Origin of the sequence: Actinocorallia herbida (genome assembly GCF_003751225.1) — a bacterium.
In the GTDB taxonomy this organism is placed as follows: Bacteria; Actinomycetota; Actinomycetes; order Streptosporangiales; family Streptosporangiaceae; genus Actinocorallia; species Actinocorallia herbida.
On sequence record NZ_RJKE01000001.1, the window covers coordinates 6,634,836 to 6,658,753 of the forward strand.

General features: G+C 72.9%; 29 protein-coding genes. 14 read left to right on the forward strand and 15 right to left on the reverse strand.

Annotation, left to right across the window (positions count from 1 at the left end; genetic code table 11):
- Window positions 1-149 precede the first annotated feature (149 nt).
- Window positions 150-1,652, forward strand: a complete 1,503-nt coding sequence (locus tag EDD29_RS30260; protein ID WP_123667713.1) for a TldD/PmbA family protein — start codon at window positions 150-152, stop codon at window positions 1,650-1,652.
- A complete protein-coding gene (locus EDD29_RS30265) occupies window positions 1,649-2,995 on the forward strand; it encodes a metallopeptidase TldD-related protein (protein ID WP_123667714.1) in 1,347 nt (448 codons plus the stop codon). The genes EDD29_RS30260 and EDD29_RS30265 overlap by 4 nt, the downstream gene beginning before the upstream one ends.
- 62 nt (window positions 2,996-3,057) lie before the next feature.
- On the opposite strand, the gene EDD29_RS30270 is transcribed toward EDD29_RS30265, so the two are convergent.
- Window positions 3,058-3,282: a dodecin gene (locus tag EDD29_RS30270; protein ID WP_123667715.1), complete on the reverse strand. Its 225-nt coding sequence runs from the start codon at window positions 3,280-3,282 to the stop codon at window positions 3,058-3,060.
- Window positions 3,283-3,402: 120 nt separating this feature from the next.
- Here EDD29_RS30270 and EDD29_RS30275 point away from each other — a divergent pair, with 120 nt between their 5' ends.
- Together EDD29_RS30275 and EDD29_RS30280 are read left to right on the forward strand one after the other, a co-directional pair.
- Window positions 3,403-3,747: a DUF3099 domain-containing protein gene (locus tag EDD29_RS30275; protein WP_123667716.1), complete on the forward strand. Its 345-nt coding sequence runs from the start codon at window positions 3,403-3,405 to the stop codon at window positions 3,745-3,747.
- A 291-nt stretch (window positions 3,748-4,038) separates the two neighbouring features.
- On the forward strand, window positions 4,039-4,326 hold the full coding sequence (locus tag EDD29_RS30280) for an HPF/RaiA family ribosome-associated protein (RefSeq protein WP_123667717.1): 288 nt from the start codon (window positions 4,039-4,041) through the stop codon (window positions 4,324-4,326).
- A 60-nt stretch (window positions 4,327-4,386) separates the two neighbouring features.
- Here EDD29_RS30280 and EDD29_RS30285 read toward each other — a convergent pair whose 3' ends face one another.
- Window positions 4,387-5,235 (reverse strand): universal stress protein, encoded by an 849-nt coding sequence (locus tag EDD29_RS30285; protein WP_123667718.1) that lies wholly within the window; start codon window positions 5,233-5,235, stop codon window positions 4,387-4,389.
- Window positions 5,236-5,382: 147 nt separating this feature from the next.
- Entirely contained in the window at window positions 5,383-7,095 is a 1,713-nt protein-coding gene (locus EDD29_RS30290; protein ID WP_246053082.1) for a sensor histidine kinase, read from the reverse strand.
- Between the two features lie 225 nt (window positions 7,096-7,320).
- On the opposite strand from EDD29_RS30290, the gene EDD29_RS30295 reads away from it, so the two are divergent.
- The 3 genes from EDD29_RS30295 to EDD29_RS30305 are packed head-to-tail and all read left to right on the forward strand — an operon-like array spanning window position 7,321 to window position 8,930.
- The gene (locus tag EDD29_RS30295) at window positions 7,321-8,004 is read left to right on the forward strand and encodes a response regulator (RefSeq protein ID WP_123667720.1); all 684 of its coding nucleotides are present in this window, start codon (window positions 7,321-7,323) and stop codon (window positions 8,002-8,004) included.
- A gap of 59 nt (window positions 8,005-8,063) precedes the next feature.
- Window positions 8,064-8,480, forward strand: a complete 417-nt coding sequence (locus tag EDD29_RS30300) for a pyridoxamine 5'-phosphate oxidase family protein (RefSeq protein WP_123667721.1) — start codon at window positions 8,064-8,066, stop codon at window positions 8,478-8,480.
- 33 nt (window positions 8,481-8,513) lie between these two features.
- Window positions 8,514-8,930: a pyridoxamine 5'-phosphate oxidase family protein gene (locus EDD29_RS30305; RefSeq protein ID WP_123667722.1), complete on the forward strand. Its 417-nt coding sequence runs from the start codon at window positions 8,514-8,516 to the stop codon at window positions 8,928-8,930.
- Between the two features lie 7 nt (window positions 8,931-8,937).
- On the opposite strand, the gene EDD29_RS30310 is transcribed toward EDD29_RS30305, so the two are convergent.
- Genes EDD29_RS30310 through EDD29_RS30320 form a run of 3 tightly spaced genes read right to left on the reverse strand, consistent with a single transcriptional unit; the run spans window position 8,938 to window position 11,484 of the window.
- Window positions 8,938-9,834, reverse strand: a complete 897-nt coding sequence (locus EDD29_RS30310; RefSeq protein WP_123667723.1) for a universal stress protein — start codon at window positions 9,832-9,834, stop codon at window positions 8,938-8,940.
- Window positions 9,827-10,651: a universal stress protein gene (locus EDD29_RS30315; RefSeq protein ID WP_123667724.1), complete on the reverse strand. Its 825-nt coding sequence runs from the start codon at window positions 10,649-10,651 to the stop codon at window positions 9,827-9,829. Before EDD29_RS30315 ends, EDD29_RS30310 begins: the two co-directional genes overlap by 8 nt.
- Window positions 10,648-11,484 (reverse strand): universal stress protein, encoded by an 837-nt coding sequence (locus EDD29_RS30320; protein ID WP_123667725.1) that lies wholly within the window; start codon window positions 11,482-11,484, stop codon window positions 10,648-10,650. Before EDD29_RS30320 ends, EDD29_RS30315 begins: the two co-directional genes overlap by 4 nt.
- A gap of 159 nt (window positions 11,485-11,643) precedes the next feature.
- Between EDD29_RS30320 and EDD29_RS30325 the strand changes: the two genes are divergently transcribed.
- Entirely contained in the window at window positions 11,644-11,850 is a 207-nt protein-coding gene (locus tag EDD29_RS30325; protein WP_123667726.1) for a hypothetical protein, read from the forward strand.
- A gap of 38 nt (window positions 11,851-11,888) precedes the next feature.
- Here EDD29_RS30325 and EDD29_RS30330 read toward each other — a convergent pair whose 3' ends face one another.
- The 3 genes from EDD29_RS30330 to EDD29_RS30340 form a co-directional block, all read right to left on the reverse strand.
- A complete protein-coding gene (locus EDD29_RS30330) occupies window positions 11,889-12,737 on the reverse strand; it encodes a universal stress protein (protein ID WP_123667727.1) in 849 nt (282 codons plus the stop codon).
- 5 nt (window positions 12,738-12,742) lie between these two features.
- Window positions 12,743-13,816: an NAD(P)-dependent alcohol dehydrogenase gene (locus EDD29_RS30335; RefSeq protein WP_123667728.1), complete on the reverse strand. Its 1,074-nt coding sequence runs from the start codon at window positions 13,814-13,816 to the stop codon at window positions 12,743-12,745.
- Between the two features lie 82 nt (window positions 13,817-13,898).
- Complete coding sequence (locus tag EDD29_RS30340) at window positions 13,899-14,369, reverse strand: cyclic nucleotide-binding domain-containing protein (protein WP_211360009.1); 471 nt, start codon at window positions 14,367-14,369, stop codon at window positions 13,899-13,901.
- Between the two features lie 184 nt (window positions 14,370-14,553).
- Between EDD29_RS30340 and EDD29_RS30345 the strand changes: the two genes are divergently transcribed.
- A complete protein-coding gene (locus EDD29_RS30345) occupies window positions 14,554-15,414 on the forward strand; it encodes an iron-sulfur cluster-binding protein (protein WP_148086143.1) in 861 nt (286 codons plus the stop codon).
- Here the strand turns inward: EDD29_RS30345 and EDD29_RS30350 are convergent.
- The 3 genes from EDD29_RS30350 to EDD29_RS30355 all read right to left on the reverse strand — a co-directional run bounded on the left by EDD29_RS30350 (window position 15,377) and on the right by EDD29_RS30355 (window position 16,863).
- On the reverse strand, window positions 15,377-15,814 hold the full coding sequence (locus EDD29_RS30350; RefSeq protein WP_148086144.1) for a hypothetical protein: 438 nt from the start codon (window positions 15,812-15,814) through the stop codon (window positions 15,377-15,379). The two genes, EDD29_RS30345 and EDD29_RS30350, sit on opposite strands and share 38 nt — an antisense overlap.
- Window positions 15,811-15,969, reverse strand: a complete 159-nt coding sequence (locus EDD29_RS45830; protein WP_170201644.1) for a hypothetical protein — start codon at window positions 15,967-15,969, stop codon at window positions 15,811-15,813. The genes EDD29_RS30350 and EDD29_RS45830 overlap by 4 nt, the downstream gene beginning before the upstream one ends.
- A 210-nt stretch (window positions 15,970-16,179) precedes the next feature.
- A complete protein-coding gene (locus EDD29_RS30355) occupies window positions 16,180-16,863 on the reverse strand; it encodes a hypothetical protein (protein ID WP_123667731.1) in 684 nt (227 codons plus the stop codon).
- A gap of 83 nt (window positions 16,864-16,946) precedes the next feature.
- Here EDD29_RS30355 and EDD29_RS30360 point away from each other — a divergent pair, with 83 nt between their 5' ends.
- Window positions 16,947-17,576 (forward strand): isochorismatase family protein, encoded by a 630-nt coding sequence (locus tag EDD29_RS30360; RefSeq protein WP_123667732.1) that lies wholly within the window; start codon window positions 16,947-16,949, stop codon window positions 17,574-17,576.
- On the opposite strand, the gene EDD29_RS30365 is transcribed toward EDD29_RS30360, so the two are convergent.
- Window positions 17,573-18,865, reverse strand: a complete 1,293-nt coding sequence (locus tag EDD29_RS30365) for an MmgE/PrpD family protein (protein WP_170201645.1) — start codon at window positions 18,863-18,865, stop codon at window positions 17,573-17,575. The genes EDD29_RS30360 and EDD29_RS30365 overlap by 4 nt on opposite strands.
- Window positions 18,866-19,037: 172 nt before the next feature.
- Here EDD29_RS30365 and EDD29_RS30370 point away from each other — a divergent pair, with 172 nt between their 5' ends.
- The gene (locus tag EDD29_RS30370) at window positions 19,038-20,513 is read left to right on the forward strand and encodes a class I adenylate-forming enzyme family protein (RefSeq protein WP_246053083.1); all 1,476 of its coding nucleotides are present in this window, start codon (window positions 19,038-19,040) and stop codon (window positions 20,511-20,513) included.
- 7 nt (window positions 20,514-20,520) lie between these two features.
- Entirely contained in the window at window positions 20,521-21,765 is a 1,245-nt protein-coding gene (locus EDD29_RS30375) for a DUF4437 domain-containing protein (protein ID WP_123667734.1), read from the forward strand.
- 353 nt (window positions 21,766-22,118) lie between these two features.
- On the opposite strand, the gene EDD29_RS30380 is transcribed toward EDD29_RS30375, so the two are convergent.
- A complete protein-coding gene (locus tag EDD29_RS30380; RefSeq protein WP_123667735.1) occupies window positions 22,119-22,433 on the reverse strand; it encodes a DUF6247 family protein in 315 nt (104 codons plus the stop codon).
- A gap of 135 nt (window positions 22,434-22,568) precedes the next feature.
- Window positions 22,569-22,871 carry a hypothetical protein gene (locus EDD29_RS30385; RefSeq protein ID WP_123667736.1) on the reverse strand — a complete coding sequence of 101 codons (303 nt, stop codon included), beginning with the start codon at window positions 22,869-22,871 and terminating at the stop codon, window positions 22,569-22,571.
- Window positions 22,872-23,026: 155 nt separating this feature from the next.
- Here EDD29_RS30385 and EDD29_RS30390 point away from each other — a divergent pair, with 155 nt between their 5' ends.
- Both EDD29_RS30390 and EDD29_RS30395 read left to right on the forward strand, forming a co-directional pair.
- Entirely contained in the window at window positions 23,027-23,272 is a 246-nt protein-coding gene (locus EDD29_RS30390) for a hypothetical protein (protein WP_123667737.1), read from the forward strand.
- Window positions 23,269-23,835 (forward strand): Scr1 family TA system antitoxin-like transcriptional regulator, encoded by a 567-nt coding sequence (locus tag EDD29_RS30395; RefSeq protein ID WP_123667738.1) that lies wholly within the window; start codon window positions 23,269-23,271, stop codon window positions 23,833-23,835. Before EDD29_RS30390 ends, EDD29_RS30395 begins: the two co-directional genes overlap by 4 nt.
- Window positions 23,836-23,918: the final 83 nt, after the last annotated feature.

Sequence of the window (23,918 nt, forward strand, 5' to 3'; positions counted from 1 at the left end):
CGAGCGAGGGTCACATGCGCGGCCCAAATTACCGGCCCGCGCCGCCCGTGCCAGGTGCGGAGGCCGACAAGATCCGGCCTCCGCGTTTGTCCCCTGCCCGCAACGGGTAACCGTGTGCCGCTCACGCCGGTGATCGATAAGTTCGAAGGGTGCATGAAATCGATCCGGCTTTCACCGCCATTCCGCTGCGGCGCCTGGCCGACGCCGCGCTGACCCGGGCCAGAGAGCTCGGGGCCTCGCACGCCGATTTCCGGCTGGAGCGCATCCGCAGCCAGACCCTCAGGTTGAAGGACGCCGTCCTGGAGACGGCCCTGGACGCCGACGACATCGGCCTGTCGGTCCGGGTCGTCAAGGACGGGACCTGGGGTTTCGCCTCGGGTATCGACCTGACTCCGGAGGCCGCCGTGGCCGTCGCCGAGCAGGCCGTCGCGGTCGCCCAGGTGGCGCGGGCGATCAACCGGGAGCCCGTGGAGCTCGCCGCCGAACCCGCGCACGGCGAGAAGGTGTGGGTGTCGGCCTACGAGGTCGACCCGTTCACCGTCCCGTCGAGCGAGAAGGCCGAGCTGCTCGGCGGCTGGTCGCGGGGGCTGCTGGAGGCGGGGGTGGACCATGTGGACGCCTCCCTGCTCCAGGTGAAGGAGAACAAGTTCTTCGCCTCCCTGGACGGCACGGTCACCACCCAGCAGCGGGTGCGGGTCCATCCGCAGCTCACCGCGGTGAAGATCGTCGACGGGGCGTTCGACACCATGCGGACGCTGGCCCCGCCCGTCGGCCGGGGGTACGAGTACCTGACGGGCACCGGCTGGGACTTCGGTGCCGAGCTGGCCCGGATCCCCGAGCTGCTCGCCGAGAAGCTCGCCGCCCCGACCGTCGACGCCGGGACCTACGACGTGGTCGTGGACCCGTCGAACCTGTGGCTGACGATCCACGAGTCGATCGGCCACGCCACCGAGCTCGACCGCGCGCTGGGCTATGAGGCCGCCTACGCCGGGACGTCCTTCGCGACGCCCGATCTGCTGGGCGACCTCCAGTACGGCTCGCCCGTCCTGAACGTCACCGGCGACCGGACGGCCGAGCACGGCCTGTCCACCATCGGCTATGACGACGAGGGCGTGGCCACCCAGCGCTGGGACATCATCACCGGCGGCGTGTTCACCGGCTACCAGACCGACCGGCGGATCGCCCGCCTCACCGGGCAGGAGCGCAGCAACGGCTGCGCGTTCGCCGACTCCCCCGGCAACACCCCGATCCAGCGGATGGCGAACGTGTCGCTGGCCGCCGACGCCTCCCCCGGCGCGCCCTCGACGGACGAGCTGATCTCCCGGGTCGAGGACGGGATCTACATCCTGGGCGACAAGTCCTGGTCGATCGACATGCAGCGGTACAACTTCCAGTTCACCGGGCAGCGGTTCTTCAAGATCAAGAACGGGAAGCTGGCCGGGCAGGTCCGGGACGTGGCCTACCAGGCGACCACCACGGACTTCTGGAACTCCATGGAGGCCGTCGGCGGCGAGCAGACCTACGTGCTCGGCGGGGCGTTCAACTGCGGGAAGGGCCAGCCGGGCCAGGTCGCGCCGGTCAGCCACGGCTGCCCGTCCGCGCTGTTCCGCGGCGTCAACATCCTCAACGCGCTGAAGGAGGCGGGCAAGTGAGGCCCCAGGAAGCCGTGGAGCGGGCCCTCGCCCTGTCCACCACCACCGACTGCGTCGTCGTCGCCGAGGAGTCCAGCGACGCGAACCTGCGCTGGGCGGGCAACACCCTCACCACCAACGGGGTCGGCAGGTCGCGCCGCCTCACCGTCATCGCGATCCAGGACGGCGCCGTCGGCGTGGTGTCCCGGGCGGGTGCCGGACCCGACGACATCGCCCGGATCGTCAAGGACGCCGAGGAGATCGCGCGGGCCGGGGAGCCCGCCGAGGACGCCGCGCCGCTCCGCACCGGGACGCACGGCGACTGGGACGCCGAACCCGTGATCACCGACATCTCGGTCTTCTCCGATTTCGCCCCGGCGCTCGGCGAGCAGTTCGCCAAGGCCGAGGAGGCGGGGAACCGCCTGTACGGGTTCGCCCACCACGAGATGTCGTCGGTGTTCCTCGGCTCGTCCGCGGGCCTGCGGATGCGGCACGACCAGCCGACGGGCAAGCTGGAGCTGAACGCCAAGAACGCCGGGAGCTCGGCGTGGGTGGGCGCGGGCACCCGCGACTTCACCGACCTCGACGTCCCGGGCCTCGGCCTCGAACTCGGCCGCCGGCTCTCCTGGGGCGAGCGCCGCATCGACCTGCCCGCGGGACGGTACGAGACCCTGCTGCCGCCGAGCTCGGTCGCCGACCTGATGATCTACCTGTACTGGACGGCCGGGGCCCGCGACGCCCACGACGGCCGGACGGTCTTCAGCTCCCACCCCGTCGGGACCGAGCTGTCGAAGCTCCCGCTCCGCCTCTACAGCGACCCGGCGGCGCCCGGCCTGGAGTGCACCCCGTTCGTGACGGCCCTGGCGTCGGGCTCGAACTCCTCGGTGTTCGACAACGGCCTGGAGCTCGGCTCGACCGACTGGGTCAGGGACGGGAAGGTCTCCTCGCTGATCTCCACCCGGTACTCGGCGGGCCTCACCGGCGCGCCCGTCACCCCGGAGATCGACAACCTCCTCATGGAGGGCGCGCCCGGCGGGGCGTCGTTGGAGGACATGGTCGCCCGGACCGAGCGCGGGCTGCTGCTCACCTGCCTCTGGTACATCCGCGAGGTCGACCCGCAGAACCTGCTGCTCACCGGCCTCACCCGCGACGGCGTCTACCTGGTGGAGAACGGCGAGGTCGTCGGCGAGGTCAACAACTTCAGGTTCAACGAGAGCCCTGTCGGCCTCCTGTCCCGGGTCACCGAGACCGGCGCGGCCGTCCCGACCCTGCCGCGCGAGTGGTCGGACTACTTCACCCGTGCCTCGATGCCGCCGCTGCGCGTCGCCGACTACAACATGTCGACGGTCAGCAAGGCCTCCTGAGCCGCCCGGCGCCGGGGCCGCCGAGCGCGGTCGGCCGTCCCGGGCCGTGCGGCCGGAGGCGGTCAGGGGGTCTCGTCCGGGTCCTCCAGACGGAAGCCGACCTTCATGGTCACCTGGAAGTGGGCGACTTCGCCTTCTTCCAGGTGACCGCGCACGTTCAGCACCTCGAACCAGTCCAGGTGGCGCAGGGTGGAGGAGGCGCGGCGGACCCCGTTGCGGATGGCCGACTCGACGCTCTCGGAAGACGTGCCGACGATCTCTGTGACGCGGTAGGTACGGTCGGACATGACGATTACCCCCCATTTTCGGCTATCCCTGAGCTTTTCCCCGATGGGGCCTTGCGCACCCTCCACGGCGAAACGGCACCGCGAATGGCGTCTCGTTTGTACCGGGCATAACGTGGAGGGGTGAGGCTTCGCTCCCGCCGGAAGGCACCGGTCTACACCGTCACCGAAGCCCCCCGTCCCCTGTCGGAGGACGTGGCGGGCCGTGAGAAGCGCTATTTGATCTCCATGGCCGTACGCACGGTGTGCTTCGTGCTCGCGGTCCTGCTCTGGCACCACGTCCACTGGGTGATCGGCGCCCTGCTCCTGGTCGGCGCGATCGTGCTGCCGTATGTCAGCGTCATCTGGGCCAACGGCGGCCGGACCCCCGAGAAGGCCGTCACTCTAGAGGACGGAGTGAGCACGCGCCGGATGCTCGAGTCGGGAGATGACGCAGATTCCGGGTATGACGAAGAAATGTCTCCGTGACAATCTCTTGACTCAACCCGGGGGGTTTCGGTGTACGATTTGTACTCGACGCTCCGGTCCCCCGTCGGGGCGTCCCTTGCCGGTGTTCCGGGCCCCCGTCGGAACACCGATGTGCGGCGCAGGGAGGGTTGCCCCCGTATCCTCCCTGCGCCGCTTATTCATTTGCGCAGCTCGGAACCCGTGCGCGCCGGGGGCCCGAAGGTCTTAGGTCCCCCTCCCCCGCGTCTTACGACCCTGGCCCGCCCATGGCGCCGCCCGGGAGGCTGAGATCCGTCCGAGCGAAGGAGGATCATGGGCCCCGTCACCGTCCATCCCGGGAACCGCATCACCCCCGCGATGGCCGCGCACGCCGAGGCGCGGGTCGCCGAACTGCTCGACGGGCTCGGCGAACCCGTCCTGGACGCCACGGTCCGGCTGTCGGTGCTGCCCGACCGGGGACTCCCCCGGCCTGCCCGCGCCCGCGTGAGCGTCCGGCTGCGCGGCCGCCGCGTCCGCGCCCACGCCCAGGCGGCCAGCCCGCACGGCGCCGTGGAACTCATGCGCGCCCGCCTGGCCGAACGGCTCCTCCGCCTCGGTTGAGGCCGCCGAGCGGGCTCACGAGCGGAAGCACCGATCACCGCCGCCGAGCCGCGGCGGAGGTCAGGGGATGATGGCGACCGGGCAGTGGGCGTGGTGGAGGACCGCGTGGCCGACCGAGCCGAAGACGAACTGGCCGAGGGCGCCGCGGTGGTGGGTGCCGAGGACGAGCAGGTCGGCGCGCTCCGAGGCCTTGCTGAGGGCGGCGGCCGGGTGGTCGCCGACGACCTCCTCGGCGACCTTCACGTCCGGGTTGGCCTCCCGCCAGGGCTCCATCAGCTCCGACAGGGTGTTCGCCGGGTCGACGACGACGGGCGCGGTCTCGGCGTAGGGGGAGAAGATCTCTCCGGTGTCCCAGGCGTGCACCGCGCGCAGGACCGCGCCGCGCCGCCGGGCCTCGGCGAACGCGAACCCCAGCGCGGCGGTCTGGTCGATGTCGAACGCGACGGCGGCGACGATCTCGCCGCGCGGCCCGTGCCCGTCGCCGTGCACGATCACGACGGGTCCCTTGGCGGTCCCCGCGACCTTGAGGCTGGTCGAGCCGAGCAGGAGTTCGGCGAACCTCCCCCGGCCCCGCCGGCCCAGCACGAGCAGGTCACCGGGGTTCGCCAGCTCGCGGAGCACCCTCGGGACCTCGCCGAGGATGTTGTCGGTGGTGACCTCCAGGCCCGAGTGCGTCGAGAGCTGCGCCACCGCCTCGTCCAGGATGCGGCGGGCCTCCACCGAGCGGGCCTCCTCGGCCTGCGGCGGCGGGACGTCGGGCAGCCCGAACGTCGCCGACGGCTGCACATGGACGACGCGCAGCGGGCGGCGGGACAGCACGGCCTCGTCGGCGGCCCAGCGGACCGCGACGGCCGCCGCCGGTGATCCGTCCGTCGCCACGATGACCGACCCGGTCGGCTCCTCGCTCATAACCCGATCGTGCGCCGGACCGCGGTGGCCCGGCAAGGCCGCGACGGGGCGGCGCGCCGACCTTGGCCGGGCCCTGCCGTCTCCGGGCCGACCCGTGCCCCTTCGTTGAACCGGCCCGGTGTCGGGCTCCCCGGCGGAGCCGGGTCGTCAGTGCAGGGGGACCCGCCAGAACACGACGGTCCCGCCGCCGTCGCGCGGCCGCATCTCCATGGTCCCGCCGAGCGCCTCGGCCCGCTCCGCCATGTTCCGCAGCCCGCTGCGGCGGCCCCCCTCCGGAATGCCCGACCCGTCGTCCTCCACCCGCAGGATGAGGTCGTCGCGGACGTCGAGGACCACGTCGACGCGCTGGGCGCCGGAGTGCCGCACCACGTTCGACAGCGCCTCGGTGACGACCGCGAGGAGCTGCTCGCCGGTCTCGGGCTCCACCGAGGTGTCGAGGAGGCCGTCGAGCCGGATCGAGGGCGCGAAGCCCAGCAGCACCGCGGCGTTGTCGACGACGGTGTGCACCCGGCTGCGCAGGCTCTCGGCGTCCGGTTCGACCTGGAGCGCGAAGATCGTCGAGCGGATCTGCCGGATCGTCTCGTCGAGGTCGTCGACCGAGCGCTGGATGCGGCGCTGCACGTCGGGCTTGTCGGCGAGCTTGACCGCGCTCATCAGGGTCATGGCCGTGGCGAACAGCCGCTGGATGACGGTGTCGTGCAGGTCCTTGGCGATCCTGTCGCGGTCCTCCAGCAGGGACAGCCGCTCCAGGTCGCGGCGGCGCGCGGCCAGCTCCAGCGCGACCGCGGCCTGCGCGGCGAACGCCTCGAGCAGCCGCTGGGTCAGCTCGCCGAACTGCTGGCCGCCCGGCGCGTTGATCACCGACAGGACGCCGCGGGCCGAGCCGCCGCTGCCCAGCGGAACCTGGAGGGCGGGGCCGATCGCGACGTCCGGGGAGATCCGCGCGAGGTCGGCGGCGGGTCTCGCGTCGCCCATCAGCCGGGACTCGCCGGTGTCGTAGACGACGGCGCCGAAGGCCTCGTCGAACGGCATCCGCAGGTCGGCGACGAGGTCGGCGCCCTGCCCCGCGGCGGCCTCCACCAGGAACTCCCCGGCGACCTCGTCGGCGGTGGCGACCAGGGCGAGGTCGGCCTCGCAGATCTCCCTGGCCCGGTCGGCGACCAGCCCGACGACCTCCTCGGGCGCGGTGCCCGACAGCAGCGCCGTGGAGATCTCCGTCAGCGCCTGCTGCCAGCGCTCGCGGCGCCGGGTCTCCTCGTACAGGCGGGCGTTCTCGATCGCGACGCCGGCCGCGGTCGCCAGCGCCGAGACGACGACCTCGTCCTCCTCGTCGAAGTCGCCGCCGCCGTTCTTCTCGGTCAGGTAGAGGTTGCCGAACACCTCGTCGCGGACCCGGATCGGCACGCCGAGGAACCTGTGCATCGGCGGATGCCCCGCGGGGAACCCGACGGACTCGGGGTGCGCCGCGATGTCGTGCATCCGCAGCGGCACCGGCTCCTTGATCAGCAGGCCGAGGATGCCGTGCCCGTGCGGCCAGTGCCCGATCGCGGCTATCTCCGGGTCGCCGACGCCGATCGTGACGAACTGCACGAGGTGCTCGCCGTCGCTGCTGATCACGCCGAGTGCGCCGTACCTGGCGTCCACGAGGGTGGCCGCGGCCTCGGTGATCCGGCGCAGCACCGTCTCCAGGTCCAGGTCGCTGCCGATGGAGACGACCGCCTCCAGCAGCGAGTGGACCCGGTCCCGCGTGGACCGGACGGTCTCCAGCCGGGCCTGGAGCTCGGTCAGCAGGTCGTCCAGCTGGAGCTGGGGCAGGATCAGCCGGGCCCGGTCCGCCCCGGGCCTGGGTTCCGTTCCCACCGCGTGCCTCCCCTTGGCGTTTTCCCTTGGTCGACTGCCTATCCTGCCGGAGTCATGGCGTCCACCGTAAGCGGGGTGCCGACAGGTCACATCCTCGACACGGCAGGACGAACCGCACCTGACCGGGACCTTCGTCCCGGGTGAACCTGCCATTCGCGACTTGGCCGGGGCCGCCCGCCCCGGATACTTTCGTAAGGCACCGCCGCGCCGCTCCGGGAGGACCAGATGAGCACCGACCACCCCGGGGATCAGCCGATCCGCGTCTTCCTGCTGGACGATCACGAGGTCGTCCGCAAGGGGGTCGCGGCGCTGCTGGAGGCCGAGGGCGACATCGAGATCGTCGGTGAGGCCGCCTCCGCCGCGCAGGCGCTCGCCCGCATCCCCGCCGCCGCGCCCCACGTGGCCGTCCTCGACGTGCGGCTGCCCGACGGCGACGGCGTCGCGGTGTGCCGGGAGATCCGGGCCGCGCACCCGGACGTCAACTGCCTGATGCTCACCTCCTTCTCCGACGAGGACGCCCTGTTCGACGCGGTGATGGCCGGCGCGTCCGGGTACGTCCTCAAGCAGATCCACGGCTCCGACCTCGTCGGCGCGGTCCGCACCGTCGCGTCCGGCCAGTCGCTGCTCGACCCGCGCTCGACCGGCCAGATGCTCCAGCGGCTGCGCGAGCGGGAGACCCGCAAGGACCCGCTCGCCGCGCTGTCGGCGCAGGAGCGGCAGATCCTGGAGCTGATCGGCGAGGGGCTGACGAACCGGCAGATCGGCGAGCGGATGTTCCTCGCCGAGAAGACCGTCAAGAACTACGTCTCGAACCTCTTCGCCAAGCTCGACATGCGCCGCCGCACCCAGGCCGCGGCGTTCGCGGCCCGGCTCAAGGCCGACGCCGGGCACGAGCACCGCGAGGGCTGAGCCCGATGCGGGGACCTTCGCCCCTGGGCTCGCCGCGCGAACCTCGCGAGGATGCGGCCATGCACGCTGATCCGGCCCCCCTGGAGACCCTCGACGAGGCGACCTGCCGAGTCCTGCTGAAGAGCGTCCCGATCGGCCGCATCGTCTTCACCCACCAGGCGCTGCCGCGCATCCAGCCCGTCTCCTACGCCCTCGACGGCGACGACGTGGTGATCCGGGTGCCCGGCGGGTCGAAGGTCGCCGCCGCCGCGCAGGACGCCGTGGTGGCGTTCGAGATCGACGACTACGACGAGCCCAGCCGGACGGGGTGGTCGGTCGTGGTCGTCGGCCGGGCCCGCCGGGAGGACTCCCCCGCGGCCGTCGCCGCGCTGCGGAGGCTGGGCCTGCGCTCCTGGACGGACGGTCCGGGCGAGGAGTACATCCGGATCGTGCCGGAGATCCTGTCGGGCCGCCGCGTCCGGGACCTTCGCCCCTGACGTCGCGGTGCCCCGGCCGGGAGGATGGGCGCCATGACGGGAGAGCGACGCGCACCGGAGATCCTGGCGCCGGACGAGTGCCTGGCCCTGCTGGCCACGGTGCCGGTCGGCCGGGTGGCCTTCACCGACCGGGCGCTGCCGGCGATCCAGCCCGTCAACTTCGTGATGGACGGGACCGATGTGGTGCTGCGCACCGGGCACGGCTCGAAGCTGGCGATCGCGATGCGCCGGGCTGTCGTCGCGTTCGAGGCCGGGGCGTTCGATCCGGTGACGCACGCCGGGTGGACGGTGACCGTGCTGGGCGAGTCCCGCACGGTCACCGACCCGGCGGAGCTGGCGCGGCTCGACGCGCTGCCGCTGCGGGTCTGGGCGGGCGGCAGGCGCGACCACTACCTCCGGATCACGGGCCGGTACCTCTCGGGCCGACGGCTCCGCGCCGCCGCGGCCTGAGGCGGCCTCACCCGGGCGTCCAGGGGGCGCCGTGCGGGCTGTGCGCGACGATGACGGGGCAGTGCGCGTGGTGCAGCATCGCCCGCCCCACCGAGCCGAGGACGAGCCCGGGGAACCCTCCCCTGCCCCGGCTGCCGACCACGAGCACGTCCGCCGAGGCCGACGCCCCGGCCAGGGCGCGGACCGCCCTGCCGCGCACGACCTCGGGGATCACCTCGACGTCCGGGTGGCGGGCCCGCCAGCCCGCGAGCGCCTCGGCGAGGACGAGCCCCTCCTCCTCGGCGACGAGTTCCGGATCGAACACGACGGGCTGCATCTCGCCGTGCCCGGTGCCCGCCGGATGGGTCCAGGCGTGCACGGCCCGCAGCCGGGCCCCGCGCGCGGCCGCCTCGGCGAAGGCGAACTCCAGGGCGGGCTGCGCGCTCTCGGCGGTGTCGACGCCGACGACGACCTCGTTGTGCGTCGGCGGCTCGACGTGCCGGACGACCGCGACGGGGCAGGGCGCGTGCGCGGCGACCTGGCCGGTGACCGAGCCGAGGAGCAGCCCGGTGAGCTCCCCGTGGCCGCGTCCCCCGACGACGAGCAGCGCGGCCCGCTCCCCCTCGCCGACGAGCGCGGCGGCGGCCCCGCCCGGGATCAGCTCGCTCTCGACCCGGACGGTCCTGTCCGTCGCCGTCGCCCGGTCGGCGCCGCGCCGCAGCGCCTGGAGGCAGCCGTCGCGCAGGTCCTGCCGGACCGCCTCGGCGCCGGGCGCCGAACTGTGCTCCAGCAGCCGGGAAGGGACCGCGTAGACCAGCCGCAGAGGCAGGTGCCTGCGGGCCGCCTCCGCCGCGGCCCACTCCACCGCGGCGTAGGCGGGCTCCGAACCGTCGACCCCGGCGACGACGGGCTTGCGCTCACTCATCGCGGTAGGGCCGGGTGACGGCGACGTTGCACGGGGCGAGGTCGAGCACCGCGCCGCTCACCGCGCCGAGCCGCATGTTCGGGTGCGCGGTGTCGCCGCGGTCGCCGACGATGAGCAGCGAAGCGCCCTGCGCGGCCTCCAGCAGCACCTCGCGCGGCGGCGCGTGCACCAGCCGCACGGTGACGTCGGCGGTCGGGTGCTTGGTGCGCCACGCGCTGATCTCCCGCTGGAGCCGGGCGCCCGCCTCCCTGCGGAACTCCTCGAGGTCGCCGTCGGCGGGCGGCTCCGCGGCGTGCACCGCGATGAGCTCGCGCCGCCGCAGCGCGGACTCCTCGAAGGCCAGGGCGAGCGCGGCACCGCCCGCCCGGGACAGGTCGACGCCGACGACCACGGGCCCGTCGGCGGCGGGTTCGCGGACGACCACGACGGGGCACAGGGCGTACCCGGCGACCTGCCGGGCGACCGAGCCCGACGCCAGGTCGGGGAAGCCGCCCGCGCCGCGCGCGCCGACCACGAGCATCGCCGCGTCGGTGGCCTCGTGCAGCAGCGTGGCGGCCGCGGGGCCGCGCAGCAGGGCCTTGCGCACCTTCACCCGCGGCGAAGTGGTCTCGGCGATGAGGACGCCCTTGCCGAGCTCCAGGTCGGCGAACCGCCGGACCGTCTCATAGGAGGCGGCGTGCATCGGGTCGGCGTAGGCCCAGTGCCAGGCGTGGCAGACCACGAGGTCGGTGCCGCGCAGGGCCGCCGCGCGCGCCGCCCAGCGGATGGCGCGCTCGCTGCTCTCCGATCCGTCGTAGCCGACGACGATCTCGCTCATGGCTCTCCTCGGGATGTGACGACGGCGACCGGGCAGTCGGCGTGGTGCAGGACGCCGTGCGACACCGAGCCGAGCACCGCGCCCTTGAAGCCGCCGAGCCCGCGCGACCCGACGACGAGCAGGTCGGCGTTGCGCGACTCGCCGGTGAGCGCGGCGACGGGGTGCTCGAACGGCATGTCCCCGGTGCATTTGACGTCGGGGAACCGCTCGGCCCAGGGCTCCACCAGCGCCTCGATGCGCTCCAGGGGCCCCGCGCTGAGGACCGTGAGGTCCGGCGTGTCCCAGGAGTGCACGGCCCGCAGGACGGCCCCGCGCGCCCGCGCCTCGGTGAAGGCGAGTTCGAGGACGCCGCTGTTGTCGCGCTCCAGGTCGAGGCCCGCGACGACGGCGCCCCGGGTGCCCGAGACGTCGCCGCGCACGACCACGGCGGGGCAGACGGTCCGGCCGGCGACGCGCAGGCCGGTCGAGCCGAGCAGCAGCCCGGCGAACCTGCCGGTGCCGCGGTGCCCGACGACGAGCAGGGAACTGCGGGCCGACAGGTCGATGAGGACGGGCGCGGCGTGCCCGCGCAGCTCCTCGGTGGTCGCGGGGACGCCGGGGAACAGGCCGGTGACCGAGGCGCGGGCGGCGGCCAGGATCACCCTGGCGCGTTCGTCGGCGCCGGACTCCCCCTCCGGTATCGCCTCGCCGAACCTGGGCTGCGGCTCACGGACGTGCACGATGTGCAGGGGCAGCCGCCGCCGGGCCGCCTCCTGTGCGGCCCACCTGACCGCGGTGCCCGCGGCCGGGGACCCGTCGGTCGCCACCGCGACCGGTCCGGTGTTCGGTTCCATGACTCCAGTGTCACCCTCCGTGCTCGACCGGTCTCACCCGGGTTCGGGTCTCGGCTCTCGCCCCCGCTGCGAAGGACTTCTGGTGAGGGGACCTTCGCCCCTAAAGGCCCGGGCCGCCCCGGGACGAGACTGGTTCCGGGAACCGAGGCGAGGAGAGAAATGTCCAGTGAGGTCACCAGCGGGTCGCTACCCCCGGTGAACACGTCACAGCTCGAAGTCCTCATCGGTGATCTGGAGGCGCGCACCGCGCGGATCACCGAGTCGTTGATCGCGGTCGCCGAGGCGTTCGAGCAGGCGCCGCCCGAGGTCCGGGCCGACGCCATCAGGCTGGCCGCCGAGACCCTGCTGTCGGCCGACCGCCCGTGACCGGCCGGGGCGCCCGCGCGGCGGGCGCCCCACGGTCTTCACGCCTCAGGCGGGTGCACGACCGTCACCGGGCTCAGCGCGTGATGGACCGCTCCTTCGCTGGAGGAGCCGAGCAGCCGCTTGCGCAGCGACCCGCCCCGGCGCGCGCCGACGACGAGGACCCTCGCCCCCTCGCTCGCGGTGATCAGCTCGGTGACGGGGTCCCCGTCGACGAACCTGGGCTGCACCTCCACGCCGGGGAAGTCCTCGGCGCCGGCGCGCACGGCGGCCTCGAACCGCTCCCGCGCGATGTCCCGCAGCCGGTCCTCCTCGACGAACGGGGCGTCCTTGACCTCCGCGCTCTCGGGGTAGACGCACAGCGCGACGACCCTGGCCGTCCTGGCCTTGGCCTCCTCCAGCGCGGCCCGCAGCACGGCGGCCGAGAGCGGGGAGCCGTCGAGGCCGACGACGACGGGGCCCGCCGGGTTGTCCTCACCCCGCACGACCGTGATGACGCCGCTGCCGTGCGCGGCGACCTGGCTGCCGACGGTGCCGATGAGGGCGCGCCGGAACGCGCCCATCCCGACGCTGCCGACGACCGTCAGCGCGGCGTCGCGGGCCTGGTCGACGAGGTTGAACGCCGGAGAACCGCTGATCGTCCGGGTCGTGACGGTCAGGCCGGGATGGGTCGAGCGCGCCTTGTCCGCGGCGGCCTCGACGAGTTCGGTCGCGGACTTCTCCAGGGCGTCCACCGGCATCATGACGAAGCCCGGGTAGACGACCTGCCAGACATGGCAGATCGTCAGCGGCAGCCGCCGCGCCGCGGCCTCCTCGGCCGCCCAGGCGAGGGCGCGCTCACCTCCCTCCGAACCGTCATAGCCGACGAGGACACCGAGGGACTCGGTCATGTGGATCAGGCTCCCTTTCCTTGGAGACCGGTGGGGACGATGACGGCCCGGCCCGTCAGCTCGCCTGCGGCGAGCCTGCGGTAGGCGGTCACCGCTTCTTCCAGTGGGAAGGTCGTGACCTCCGGGACGAGCAGCCCGCGCGCGGCGAGGTCGAGAACCTCGGCGAGTTCGGGCCGGCTGCCCCAGTAGGTGGACTGCACCGACACCTCGTAGGCCGGCGAGTTGAACGTGACGGGCAGGCTGCCTCCGGCGATGCCGACGACGGTGACGTCGCCGAGCATCCGGGCGGCGGCGCCCGCGATGGCGAGGGTCGCGTCGGCCCCGACGAAGTCGAAGACGGCGTCGGCGCCGCGCCCGTTCGGGGTCGCCTTGCGGATCTCGGCGGCGGTGTCCTTGCCGGAGATCAGCGCCAGGTCGGCGCCGAAGGACTCGGCGAGTTTCAGCGCCTCCGGGCGGGTGTCGACGGCGATGACCCGGGCGGACGTGGTGGCCTTGAGGATCTGGACGGCCATGTGGCCGAGGCCGCCGACGCCGATGACGACGGCCGTCGCGGTGGGCGTCAGCTTCGGCCAGGACCTGCGGATCGCGTGGTACGGGGTGAGGCCCGCGTCGGTGAGCGGCGCGGCCACGACGGGGTCGAGCCCCTCGGGCAGCGGCAGGACGAGCCGCTGCGACGGGACGAGCAGGTAGTCGGCCATGCCGCCGTCGAGGCCGAGGCCGCCGCCTCCGCCGGGCACGGGCGCCTCGGCGGGCTTCTCGCAGTAGGTCTCGATACCGAGCGCGCAGTGCTCGCAGGTGCCGCAGCCCCAGGGCCCGTAGACCGCGACGGGCTGTCCCTCCTCCAGGCCGCGGACGCCCTGGCCGAGCGCGTGCACCCATCCGGCGTTCTCGTGGCCGAGGGTGAACGGCGGGTTCCACGGCAGGGCGCCCGGTTCGAAGTCGTGCATCAGGTGCAGGTCGGAGTGGCACGCTCCAGACCCGCCGATCCGGACCACCACCTCGCCGGGACCCGGCACCGGGTCCGGCACCTCCACGAGTTCCGGCTCGGTCTTCCACGCCGTCAGCTTCAATGCGCGCATATCGCCCCCGATTCGTCGCAACGCACCTTGCCCGCGCCCGCGCTTTCGCGCCGACGCCTTGCCCACGCCTGCACGGCCGCGCCTATACGGCCTCCTCGTAGTGGGCCGCGGCGTCGATGAGCCGCAGCCGCGTCGACTGGAGCCTTCCGAGGATCACCTGGGTGAACCTCCCGTTCAGCTCGGTGCCCAGGCCCGGATTGGCGGCGCAGTGCGTGCGGACGAGCGCCGCGTCGAACTCCAGGGCGGTCACCGGCATCGTGGCCACCGCACCGAACCGCCAGGTCCGGGGCGGGAAGAGCCACGACCATCCCAGGATGGAGCCGCGCCCGTAGAACTCCACGGCTATGTGCCCCTTACCCGGGGTGAGCAGGTCCAATCGGACTTGTCCGGACAGCACCGCCCAGAACCGATCAGCGTTGCCGCCCTCGCGGAAGATCCGCCGCCCCTCGGGGATGGTGACGGGGGTCGCCGTCGTGGCCAGCACGCTGAGCTGGCCTCCCTGCATCCCGCGGAAGAACTCGTGCCCCGCCAGCAGCTTCGTGTCCACGCCCATGACCGGCCTCCCGGAATTCTCGTGTCTTGCCTCCAGCCCACCAGGGGCGGCCCCTTCCCGTCAGGGGCGCACGTCCCCACGGCCGAGGACGGATCCGGCCATCGGCGGGACCTTCGGCCCTGGAGTGGGTACCGACCCCCGCAGGAAGCTTGACGCGATGGATCGGAGCCGAGGAGGCGGGCCCTTGGCCGGGAGGTATCGGACGCGCAGCACGGCGCCGCGGAGGTACCGGATCGTGGACCGGTACGCCGAGGCGCCGGGCGAGCTGACACTCGTCCTCGCCCCCGAGGGGTCCGACGGCCCGGAAGGGGCGGACGGGACGGACGCGCGAGTGCCCGTCCCGTCGGCCGCGGGCCGCTTCTGGGTGCTGCACACCGCCACGGGGCAGCGGCTGCCCGCCGCCGACGTGTCCGCCCGGCGGCTGCACTCCGACGGCACGACCGCCGAGAGTTCCCTGGTCGAGGTGCGGGCGCTGCGGCTGCCGTGCGGACCGCGCACCTGCCGGATCGGCGAGGTGGTGGGCCTGTCCGGGCCGCGCGGGCTCGGCTGGAACCTGGAGGCCGCCACGGGGCTCGACCTGCTCGTCGTCGGCTGGGAGCGCGGACTCGGACTGCTGCGCCCCGTCGTCGAGCGCGTCCTCGCCGAGTCGGCGCGGTACCGGGAGCTGCGGGTGTGGGCCGCGGGCGCCGTCTGGTCGGCGACCGGCACGGCCGCGCCTACCGCGACGGCTCCCTCGGGACGGCTCACGCCGGGCGGGCCGGACGCGCCCGCGCTGCGGTTCGACCCCGCCGCGACCGTCGCGCTGCTGGCCGGGCCGCTCGCCGAGGCCACCGCGACCGCCGTCGCGCTGCACGCCCAGGGGACGCCCGCCGAGCGCATCCAGATCGCCGCGCACGAACTCCTGAGCTGCGGCAGCGGCAGGTGCGGCGGCTGCCGGGTGGAGGCCGCGGCGGGCCCGGTCCGGGTCTGCGCCGACGGGCCGGTGCTGCGCTACGACCAGCTTCCGGTCAGCGCCCGCCTCCCTCGGCCGACAGCAGCACCATGATCATGAAGGCCAGGAGGCCGGCGAACACCAGCAGCTGGAGCCCGACGATCCGCGCGTCCTGCGAGAGTCCGGCCCAGGGGCTGTCGGCGGCGAAGACGACGAAGACCGCGGCGAGCGCGCCCACCAGGCAGGCCGCCAGCGAACCGCGCTGACGCCGCCGCCACCGCGCCGGGTCTCCCGCCGACCGCGCGCCGCGCAGCCCGGCCCACACCAGCAGCAGGCCGGTGAAGCACCCGGCCGACAGCAGCAGCGGGAACACCACGAGGGAACTCGCGTCGACCGAGGCGCCGTTCTCGGACTCCCGCAGCGGGTAGTTGAGCAGCACGAAGACGCAGAGGCCGAGGACGAACGCGCCCGACCCCAGCACCAGCGCGCTCGTGCCCGCCCGCACCCACGTCACTCCGTGTCTGCCCCCTCGGGCGGCGGACTCGGCGCCGCGGCCGGACCCGGCCGTTCAGGGACGGAGGGGCCTTCCAGCAGCGCCAGGACCTGGTCGATGCGCTCGTCGGTCAGATCGGGCAACGCCCCGTGACCGGAGAGATAACCATCCCGCATGACCGACAGTATGTGCACGCCCACCTGCGGTGACGCGGCCGCGACACCGCGCGGGACCGGCGTTTTACCCGGACCTGACGGGTCCGGGGAACGGCGGTGGCCCGGCGCGCGGACGCCCCGGCGAAGCCGGGCTCCCAAGCGGCCGCGTGGCGGGCCCAGATGTACAAGGCCCGGCACACCTTTCGTGTACCGGGCCGAGGGGTGCGGGTGTCAGACCTGGGCCTGACCGAGGATGAGGCGCTTGAGGTACTGCGGGGCGATGAGCGTGCAGTAGTGCTGGCCCCGGAAGTTCTCCGGGAAGATCGCCCAGGCCCACGGCACGTTGAGGTTGCGCGAGGGGATGTTGAGCTTGCCGTCCCAGCCCTTGAAGGCCGTGGGGAAGTCCCACAGCCAGTCCGCGCCCGTGAAGGACGGCCAGTCGAAGCCGATGACCACCTTGTTGCGGGGGTAGACGAGGCTCGCCTGCTCCTCGGCGGTCAGGGAGGCGAAGACCTCGTCGACGGTGCCCGCGTTGACGACCTTGCACTCCTGCTCCGCGCCCGCCGCGTTCGCTCCGTACACCGTCTTGATGTGGTCGGAGGTCTTGGTCTTGCAGCGGACCTGCTTCGGCTGCGTCTTGGCCGCGTCCTCGTACGTGATGTACGAGCCGATGGTCAAGGGCTGCGCCTGCGGCTTGGACTCCTTGAACGCCTCGAAGTCGGCGTAGTCCACGTTGGTGATGCTGCCGCCCGCAGCGGTGAAGTTCGCCTCGTTCAACTGCGAGGTCTGCTTCTGGGCGCGGGTGCACAGATCGTCCACCCAGCCCGCCGCCGCGGCGGGCGCCGGGACCGTGACGAGGGCCGCGGCCCCCGCCAGTCCCAGGGCGAGGAGGACCCGCCCTGTGCGCTGTCGCATAGACAACTCCCTTATCGGGAAACAATGTTTCGGCAGAGGATACAGTTCTCGGCACAGACCGGGAATGGGACGGGAGAGGCGTAATGGATCTGGAACAGGACTACGAGGCTGCCGGGTTCGGCGGGAGCCTTCCGTTCGGGAAGCGACCCGCGGTACTCGTGGTGGACATGGTACGGGCGTACCTGGTGCCCGAGTCACCCCTTTATGCCGGAGTCGAGAAGGCGGTCGAGGCGGCGGCCGAACTCGTCGCCGCCGGACGGGCCGCCGACGTGCCCGTCGTCTTCACGAAGGTCGAATACCTGCCCGGGGGCACCGACGGCGGGCTGTTCTTCCGGAAGGTCCCGGCGCTGGCCGCGTTCGTGAAGGGCGGGGAATACGGGGCGTTCGTGCCCGAACTCGTCCCGGCGGAGGGCGACGTCGTCGTCACCAAGCAGTACGCGAGCGCGTTCTTCGGCACCAGCCTCGCCGCCACGCTCACCGCGCTCGGCGTCGACTCCCTGCTCATCTGCGGGCTGTCGACCAGCGGTTGCGTGCGCGCCACCGGCGTCGACGCGCTCCAGCACGGGTTCGTCCCCTACGTCGTCGCCGACGCCTGCGGCGACCGCGACCCCCGCCCCCATGAGGCCGCCCTGTTCGACCTGAAGCACAAGTACGCCGAGGTCGTCTCGATCGGCGAGGCGGTGGAGCTGCTCCAGGGCCTCCCGACCGCCTAGCCTTGCTCCTCTTCCAGCGCCCGCAGGACCGGGCGCAGGGACGGCAGCGCCGCCAGATCGGCCAGCAGGTCGGCGGCGCGGCCGAGCCCCGCCTTGGCCCGGACCAGCCCGTCGAGCCCCGGATCGGCCGGACCTCCGGACGGCCTGGGCACGAACCCCTCGTGCCGGGTGCCGTCGGCCAGCCGGAGGGTGACCCGCGCGGGCTGCTCGGCCACCGACCGCGCGGCGTCCCCCGGCCCCGGCTTGGCGGTGACCCGCGCGGCCAGCGCCCGGATGTCCGGCCTGCGCACGTCGATGTCGTGCGCCGGGTCCGCCTTGCCGTCCAGCAGGACCGCGGCGACGTTCCAGGCGAGACTGTGCCGCGCCTCGTGCGGGGTGCTCGGCGCCCGCCCGGTGACCAGGGGCAGCGCCACGGGGTGCAGCTCGACCTCCACCGAGACGATCGGGACCGCCGGCAGCCCGCGCCGGACCAGCGCGGCCGCGTCGAGGGCCGCGTGCACCATCCGGCAGGCGGCGTACGGCTTCACCGCGACCTGCTCGATCTCCCAGACCTCGCCGAGGCCCTCGGTGACCGCCGCGGCGTCGGGCACCTCCCCGAGCAGCGCCCGGTACAGCCCGAAATCTCCGTCCAGCACATCGCGCGGACCCGTGAGGCCCGCCTCGGCCAGACGCGCGGCGATGACGCCCGACTGGGCGGCGAACCCCGGATGCGCCTGCTCGACCGTCCCGCCCCGCGCACGCTCCACCCGGCCGCCCGCCTGGCTCCCGGCGATGCCGAGGGCGTGCCGGGTCGTCTCGGGATCGAGCGCGTACAGGCGCGCGGCGGTGAGCGCCGCGCCGAACACCCCGCACGCCGAGGTGGCGTGCAGGCCGCGCCGGTGGAACTCGGGCGGCACCGCCGCGCCGAGGCGGCACAGCAGCTCCATGCCCGCACCCGCCGCGGCGACGATCTCCGCGCCGGACGCCGACACCTCCTCCCCCACCGCGAACGCCACCGGCAGCACGACCGCGGTCGGATGGACGAGCCCGGATCCGTGCACAGGATCGCGGCCGAGCGCGTGCACCAGGACCCCGTTGACGAACGCCGCGGCGGGCGCCGAGACCCGGGCGGGGCCGGGCAGGACCGTCGCCTCCGGCGGTCCGCCGAGCGCCCGCGCGACGGTCAGCGCGGGCTGCCCCTCGCCGGCCCGCGCCGCCGCGACGGCGCAGCCCAGCCCGTCGACGAGGAGCCGGGTGACGATCTCGGGCGGCGGCTTGGGCGCCCACTCCGCGAACGCACGGGAGATCACGTGGTCCTCCGCCGTGCAACGCCGTTCCGATGTGATCTCACAGCGCCCCCTGACCGCTTGACGGGGCCGCCTCGCGGCGACCATGCTTACTCGCTAAGAATGAAACACTGTTTCTCGATACGAAACAACCTCGTCCGGGAAACATGCCGAACGGAAACATGCGGAGGACCGGGTGCAGCTGTCGATCGCCGGCGGGATCAGGGAGTTCGGTGTCAGCGCCGCGAACTCGGTGGCCGTCATCGACGGCGAGAGGAGACTTCGTTTCCGAGAGGTGCACGAGCGTTCCAGCCGGCTCGGCCAGGACCTCCTCGCCGCCGGACTCGCCCCCGGCGACCGCGTCGCGGTCCTCCTCGGCAACCGCGCCGAATGGATCGAGATCGCGGCGGGCCTCGCCAAGGCCGGACTCGTCATGGTCCCGCTCGGCACCCGCTCCACGGCCGCGGAGAACGCCTACATCCTGGAGCACTCCGAGGCGCGGGCCCTCATCGCCGACGCCCCGCTCCTCGGCGGCGTCACCACGCCGCCGCCCGTCGTCCGGCTCATCGGCGACGGCTACGAGGAGGCGCTCGCCGGGGCGTCCGCCGACGACCCGCTGGTGGCGGTGAGCGAACGCGACCCCTTCACGATCGTCTACACCTCGGGCACCACCGGACGGCCCAAGGGCGTCCTCATCAGCCACCGCTCCCGCGCGCTCACCTTCTACTGCTCGGCCCTCGAATGGGGCCTCGGCCCCGGCCGGACCAGCCTCGCCGTCGCGCCCATGTACCACGGCGCCGGATTCGCCTTCGGCTACACGCCGGTCTTCGCGGGCGGCACCGTCTCCATGCTGGGCGCGCCGGGACCCGAGGCGCTACTGGCGGGCCTCGCCGAAAGCCGCGCGCAGAGCGTGTTCCTCGTGCCGACCCACGCCCACCAGCTCCGCGCCTCCGGGCTCGTCGGCGACTACGACCTGTCGGCGCTCGACACCATCTACTTCAACGCCGCCGCGCTGCCGACCACGCTCAAGGACTGGGTCCTCGAGGCGTTCCCCGGCGTCGGCGTGCACGAGCTGTACGGGTCGACCGAAGGCGGGATCGTCACCGACTGCCGCCCCGCGTACGCGCGGACCAAGCCCGGGTCGGTCGGCCCCGGCTGGTTCATGACCGAACTGAAGCTCCTCGACGACGCCGACGTCGAAGTGGGCGTGGGCGAGCCGGGCGAGCTGTGCTCCCGCTCCCCCTTCCTCATGAACGGCTACCTCAAGGACGACGCGGCCACCGCCGCCGCCATGACCGCCGACGGCTTCTACCGGTCCGGCGACATCGCCGTCCGCGACGACGACGGCTTCGTCACCATCGTCGACCGGAAGAAGGACATGATCATCTCCGGTGGCGTGAACATCGCGCCCCGCGAGGTCGAAGAGGTCGTCAACGCCTTCCCCGGGGTCGCCGAGACCGCCGTCGTGGGCCTGCCCGACGAGCGGTGGGGCGAGTCCGTCACCGCCTTCGTCGTCGCCCTGCCCGGCGCCTCCCCCGACGCCGACGAGATAGTCGCGCACTGCCGGACCGTCCTGGCCGGGCCCAAGGTGCCCCGCCGGGTCGAGTTCCTCAGCGTCCTGCCGCGCAACGCGGCAGGAAAGATCCTCAAGCGCGAGCTGCGAAAGGACTGAACCGATCATGCGGCCTCATGTCGAACTGATCCAGGAGAACGACTACGTCTGGCACGGCGCCGAGCTGCCCGGCGGCGAGGGCCGGGCCAGCGAGCGCCGGCTCTCGGTCGACGAGGAAGACGGCTCCTGCTCCCTGCGCGTCGACTTCCACACCCGGTGGGGGCGCGGCCCCGGCGTCCACCACGCCAACACCGAGTTCCACGTCCTCGAAGGGTCCATGACCTACGGCGGACGCGAATACGGCAAGGGCGCCTACCTGTACGTCCCCAAGGGCGTCCCGGCCGAGTCGCTCGTCTTCGCCGAGGGCAGCAAGGTGCTGCACTACCGCGAGTACGGCGACGCCGGCTTCGACGCGGGCGCCGCCAAGCGCTGGGACGACGCCCGTGAAGAGGTCATCGTCCTCGACACCGAGGCGATGCAGTGGGACGCGGTGCCGAACGCGGGCCCCATGCCCGGCCTGTTCATCAAGTACCTGCACGTCGACCCCGTCACCGGGTTCTACACGCGGCTCGTGCACGCCCAGGAGGGCTGGACCGACCACCGGCTCGCCCACCACCCGTGCTACGAGGAGGCGTACACCACCCAGGGCCACATGGAGTACAACTTCGGCACCCTGGACCTCGGCACCTACTTCTTCCGCCCCGCCCGCGTGAAGCACGGCCACTTCACCACCCAGGAGGGCGGCGCCACCTGGCTGCTGCGCTCCGACGGCGAGCTCATGAACTGGTACACCCAGAGCGAGTGGCTGCGCTGGGGCGGCGAGGCCGTCAACTACTCGCCCGAAGGCGGCCGGATGGCCTGGTCGGCGTCCTCGCACGACCTCGGCCCGTCCAAGCGCTCCGAGAAGGACTTCGAGGAGCTGCGCGCCTCCGTCGCCTACCAGGCCTCGGTCGGCGAGGTCGACGCCCCGTTCTTCCCGCACGGCACCGGCACCGACAAGTCCCTCATCGCCATCGCCAAGGCCCTCGACGCCGCCGCCCTCCAGGGCGGCCACGACACCCACGGCCACGCGCACTCGCACGACCACGACCACGACCACGCGCACTCCCACGACGAGGTCGAGATCCCCGCCCTCTCGTTCGGCCCCGCCCCCTCCACCCTGGAGCACGCCGACGAGCGCACCGACCACCTCAGCCACAATTGGGGCGCCGGCCGCGCCTGGAAGCAGGGCGACCCCATCCCCGCCCCCATCCTCTCCACCCTCCCCGTCCGCTCCCGCTCCACCGGACGCTGGGACGGCGAGGGCATGTAGCCACATTTCCCTCCCCCACGGGAAGGCCCCGGCGCTCGACCGCCGGGGCCTTCCCCTTTCCCCGGCACGGCCGATGGATCAGATCCAGGCGACACGCGTTACGACGACCCGGTACTCGTCGATCTCCGGGTGATCGATGATCACGTGGATGGCGAAACCGCGTCCGTTGCCGAATGCACGTGTGCGCATGGCGGCACCCGCCGGGTTGTCCGGGTTGAACTGATCTCCGCTCCACGGCGCAAGCTCCAGGACCGTTCTGAGCTTCAGGTAGGCGCTGAGCGCTGCGGCGGAAGATCCCCGAGATCCGCCAGAACCTCGTCGGTCTCTTCGACCCCGTGGATCAAGAGTCCGCTTCAAGGTCGGAGAGACGACGCCTGATCATGTCGGGCGTCGGTTGTGGCGACCGGCTCGCCGCGGAGCAGCGCCTCAGACGCGCGGAGCGCGGACCTGTGGGCCTGCGGGTCGACCGACGACACCGCGATGCGCCACCAGGCCTCGATGAACTCGTGAACGGGCGCCAGGTCGAGGTGATCTGCGGCGCGGTTCATCGCACGCCGCAGGCCCGCATCGAACTCCCCGAGATCCTCAGGGAGCAGTGCGGCCCTGATCGACTTCAGGTCCTTCTCCGGAGGACGAGAAGCGCAGGGCTCCGAGGCAGCCGCGGTCATGCCCCGAGTCTATGCCGCCGACCGCACCGGGGCAGGTCCTCCTCCGAACTCCGATCCCGACGAACCTTTCAGGGTGTTCACGGCTTCCCGGACGGCGCGTCCCAGCGGACTCGGCGAAACTCGCCGAAGCCGCGTTCAGATGTGGCGGTGGCCCAGGGCGCGGAGAATGTCGGCGAGCCAGACGAGGTGGTAGGGGATGGCGTCGTCGGGGTTCTCCAGGAGATTCCTGATGTGGTCCCAGGACTCGGAGAGGTCGCCGAGGGTGAGGTCCCCGGTGGCCGGTGGGTCGGCGACGTCGTAGATCGCGTCGAAAGGAATCGACCAGAAGTAGCCGACGTCCAACTCGACCGCGTCACCGCCGTTCGCCGCCTCGATCCGGCGCAACAGCAGATCGAGCGCCGCACGGAGGCTGCTGAGGGAGACCGGCTGGTCTGACATCAGCCCATGGTGGCAGGCTCGTTCCGTTCTGTCCTCATGAGTGCGGGGGCAGGGCGGTGCTTCGGGGCCAGGCCGCGCCGGGGGAAAGGAAGAGGGCCGGGAATCGTCCCGGCCCATTCTTGTCGCGGTGGCGGCCTCGTCTGGGGGCGAGGGACATGTGGAGCAGGGCGCAGGCGAGGGGGACGGCGGCGGCTGCGAGGAGGCTCCCGCCAGGGCGAAGGTCATATGCGGGACTCGAGTTCGGCCTGCTCGCGGAGTTGGACGCGGAGGGCGTCGAGGTCGTCCTCGATGAGGGTGGTGTGGAGGTCGGCCTCGAGTTCGGCGACGGTCAGGGTGCGGCGGCGGGTCGCGCCGACGAGGCCGCCCTCTCCCGAACCTGTACGGAGGTGTACGAGCGATGAGCGGCAGCCGCCTGACGCCCCGCCTGTTCCTCGCCCGCGAGCTCCGGCGGGCCCGAGAGGCGAAGGGCCTCACCCCCGAAGCGCTGGGCAGACCGCTGTTCGTCTCGGAAAGCCTCGTCCGCTCCTGGGAGAAGGGCCGCCGCCTCCCGAATCCCGACACCCTCGCCCTGGCCGAGAACGTCCTCGGCACCGGCGGCATCCTCACCCGCCTCCTCACCGACGTCATCGACGCCGCGGTCCCCATCGAATGGTTCGGCCGCTGGATGGAGATCGAGGAAAGCGCGTCGTCCTTCTGGTCCTTCGAGCCACTGCTCATCCCGGGGCTCCTCCAGACTCCCGACTACGCGCGAATCGTCCTCCGCAGCGGGAACCACCCCGCCGACCTCGACGAGATGGTCGAGGCTCGCGTGAGACGGCGACAACCGCTGTTGGAACTAGCCCGCGCTCCGCGTTCCGTTCTGGCCCGTGACAGCAAGCATCCCCAGAACGGCCACCTGACCCTCGCCCCGGCCGCGAGCCGTTCCCTCCTCAACGCGGTGCGCAAAGGTCTGCTCGACGGATAGCCGTCCCCCACTGAGGGGGTACCCGGTGCGAAGCCGGATCGCCTTCGCCTCGTCCCTTCCTGCGACCCGGGCCCGTCCGCGAC

Coding starts and splice junctions, on each gene's coding strand:
- EDD29_RS30330 (WP_123667727.1), bottom strand. CDS start 12,737: ATGACCGAGTCCCTCGGTGTCCTCGTCGGCTATGACGGTTCGGAGGGA.
- EDD29_RS30315 (WP_123667724.1), bottom strand. CDS start 10,651: ATGAGCGAGATCGTCGTCGGCTACGACGGATCGGAGAGCAGCGAGCGC.
- EDD29_RS30360 (WP_123667732.1), top strand. CDS start 16,947: ATGGATCTGGAACAGGACTACGAGGCTGCCGGGTTCGGCGGGAGCCTT.
- EDD29_RS30310 (WP_123667723.1), bottom strand. CDS start 9,834: ATGAGTGAGCGCAAGCCCGTCGTCGCCGGGGTCGACGGTTCGGAGCCC.
- EDD29_RS30280 (WP_123667717.1), top strand. CDS start 4,039: ATGGGCCCCGTCACCGTCCATCCCGGGAACCGCATCACCCCCGCGATG.
- EDD29_RS30375 (WP_123667734.1), top strand. CDS start 20,521: ATGCGGCCTCATGTCGAACTGATCCAGGAGAACGACTACGTCTGGCAC.
- EDD29_RS30320 (WP_123667725.1), bottom strand. CDS start 11,484: ATGGAACCGAACACCGGACCGGTCGCGGTGGCGACCGACGGGTCCCCG.
- EDD29_RS30340 (WP_211360009.1), bottom strand. CDS start 14,369: ATGGGCGTGGACACGAAGCTGCTGGCGGGGCACGAGTTCTTCCGCGGG.
- EDD29_RS30325 (WP_123667726.1), top strand. CDS start 11,644: ATGTCCAGTGAGGTCACCAGCGGGTCGCTACCCCCGGTGAACACGTCA.
- EDD29_RS30335 (WP_123667728.1), bottom strand. CDS start 13,816: ATGCGCGCATTGAAGCTGACGGCGTGGAAGACCGAGCCGGAACTCGTG.
- EDD29_RS30270 (WP_123667715.1), bottom strand. CDS start 3,282: ATGTCCGACCGTACCTACCGCGTCACAGAGATCGTCGGCACGTCTTCC.
- EDD29_RS30380 (WP_123667735.1), bottom strand. CDS start 22,433: ATGACCGCGGCTGCCTCGGAGCCCTGCGCTTCTCGTCCTCCGGAGAAG.
- EDD29_RS30395 (WP_123667738.1), top strand. CDS start 23,269: ATGAGCGGCAGCCGCCTGACGCCCCGCCTGTTCCTCGCCCGCGAGCTC.
- EDD29_RS30300 (WP_123667721.1), top strand. CDS start 8,064: ATGCACGCTGATCCGGCCCCCCTGGAGACCCTCGACGAGGCGACCTGC.
- EDD29_RS30355 (WP_123667731.1), bottom strand. CDS start 16,863: ATGCGACAGCGCACAGGGCGGGTCCTCCTCGCCCTGGGACTGGCGGGG.
- EDD29_RS45830 (WP_170201644.1), bottom strand. CDS start 15,969: ATGCGGGATGGTTATCTCTCCGGTCACGGGGCGTTGCCCGATCTGACC.
- EDD29_RS30305 (WP_123667722.1), top strand. CDS start 8,514: ATGACGGGAGAGCGACGCGCACCGGAGATCCTGGCGCCGGACGAGTGC.
- EDD29_RS30385 (WP_123667736.1), bottom strand. CDS start 22,871: ATGTCAGACCAGCCGGTCTCCCTCAGCAGCCTCCGTGCGGCGCTCGAT.
- EDD29_RS30390 (WP_123667737.1), top strand. CDS start 23,027: ATGTGGAGCAGGGCGCAGGCGAGGGGGACGGCGGCGGCTGCGAGGAGG.
- EDD29_RS30285 (WP_123667718.1), bottom strand. CDS start 5,235: ATGAGCGAGGAGCCGACCGGGTCGGTCATCGTGGCGACGGACGGATCA.
- EDD29_RS30295 (WP_123667720.1), top strand. CDS start 7,321: ATGAGCACCGACCACCCCGGGGATCAGCCGATCCGCGTCTTCCTGCTG.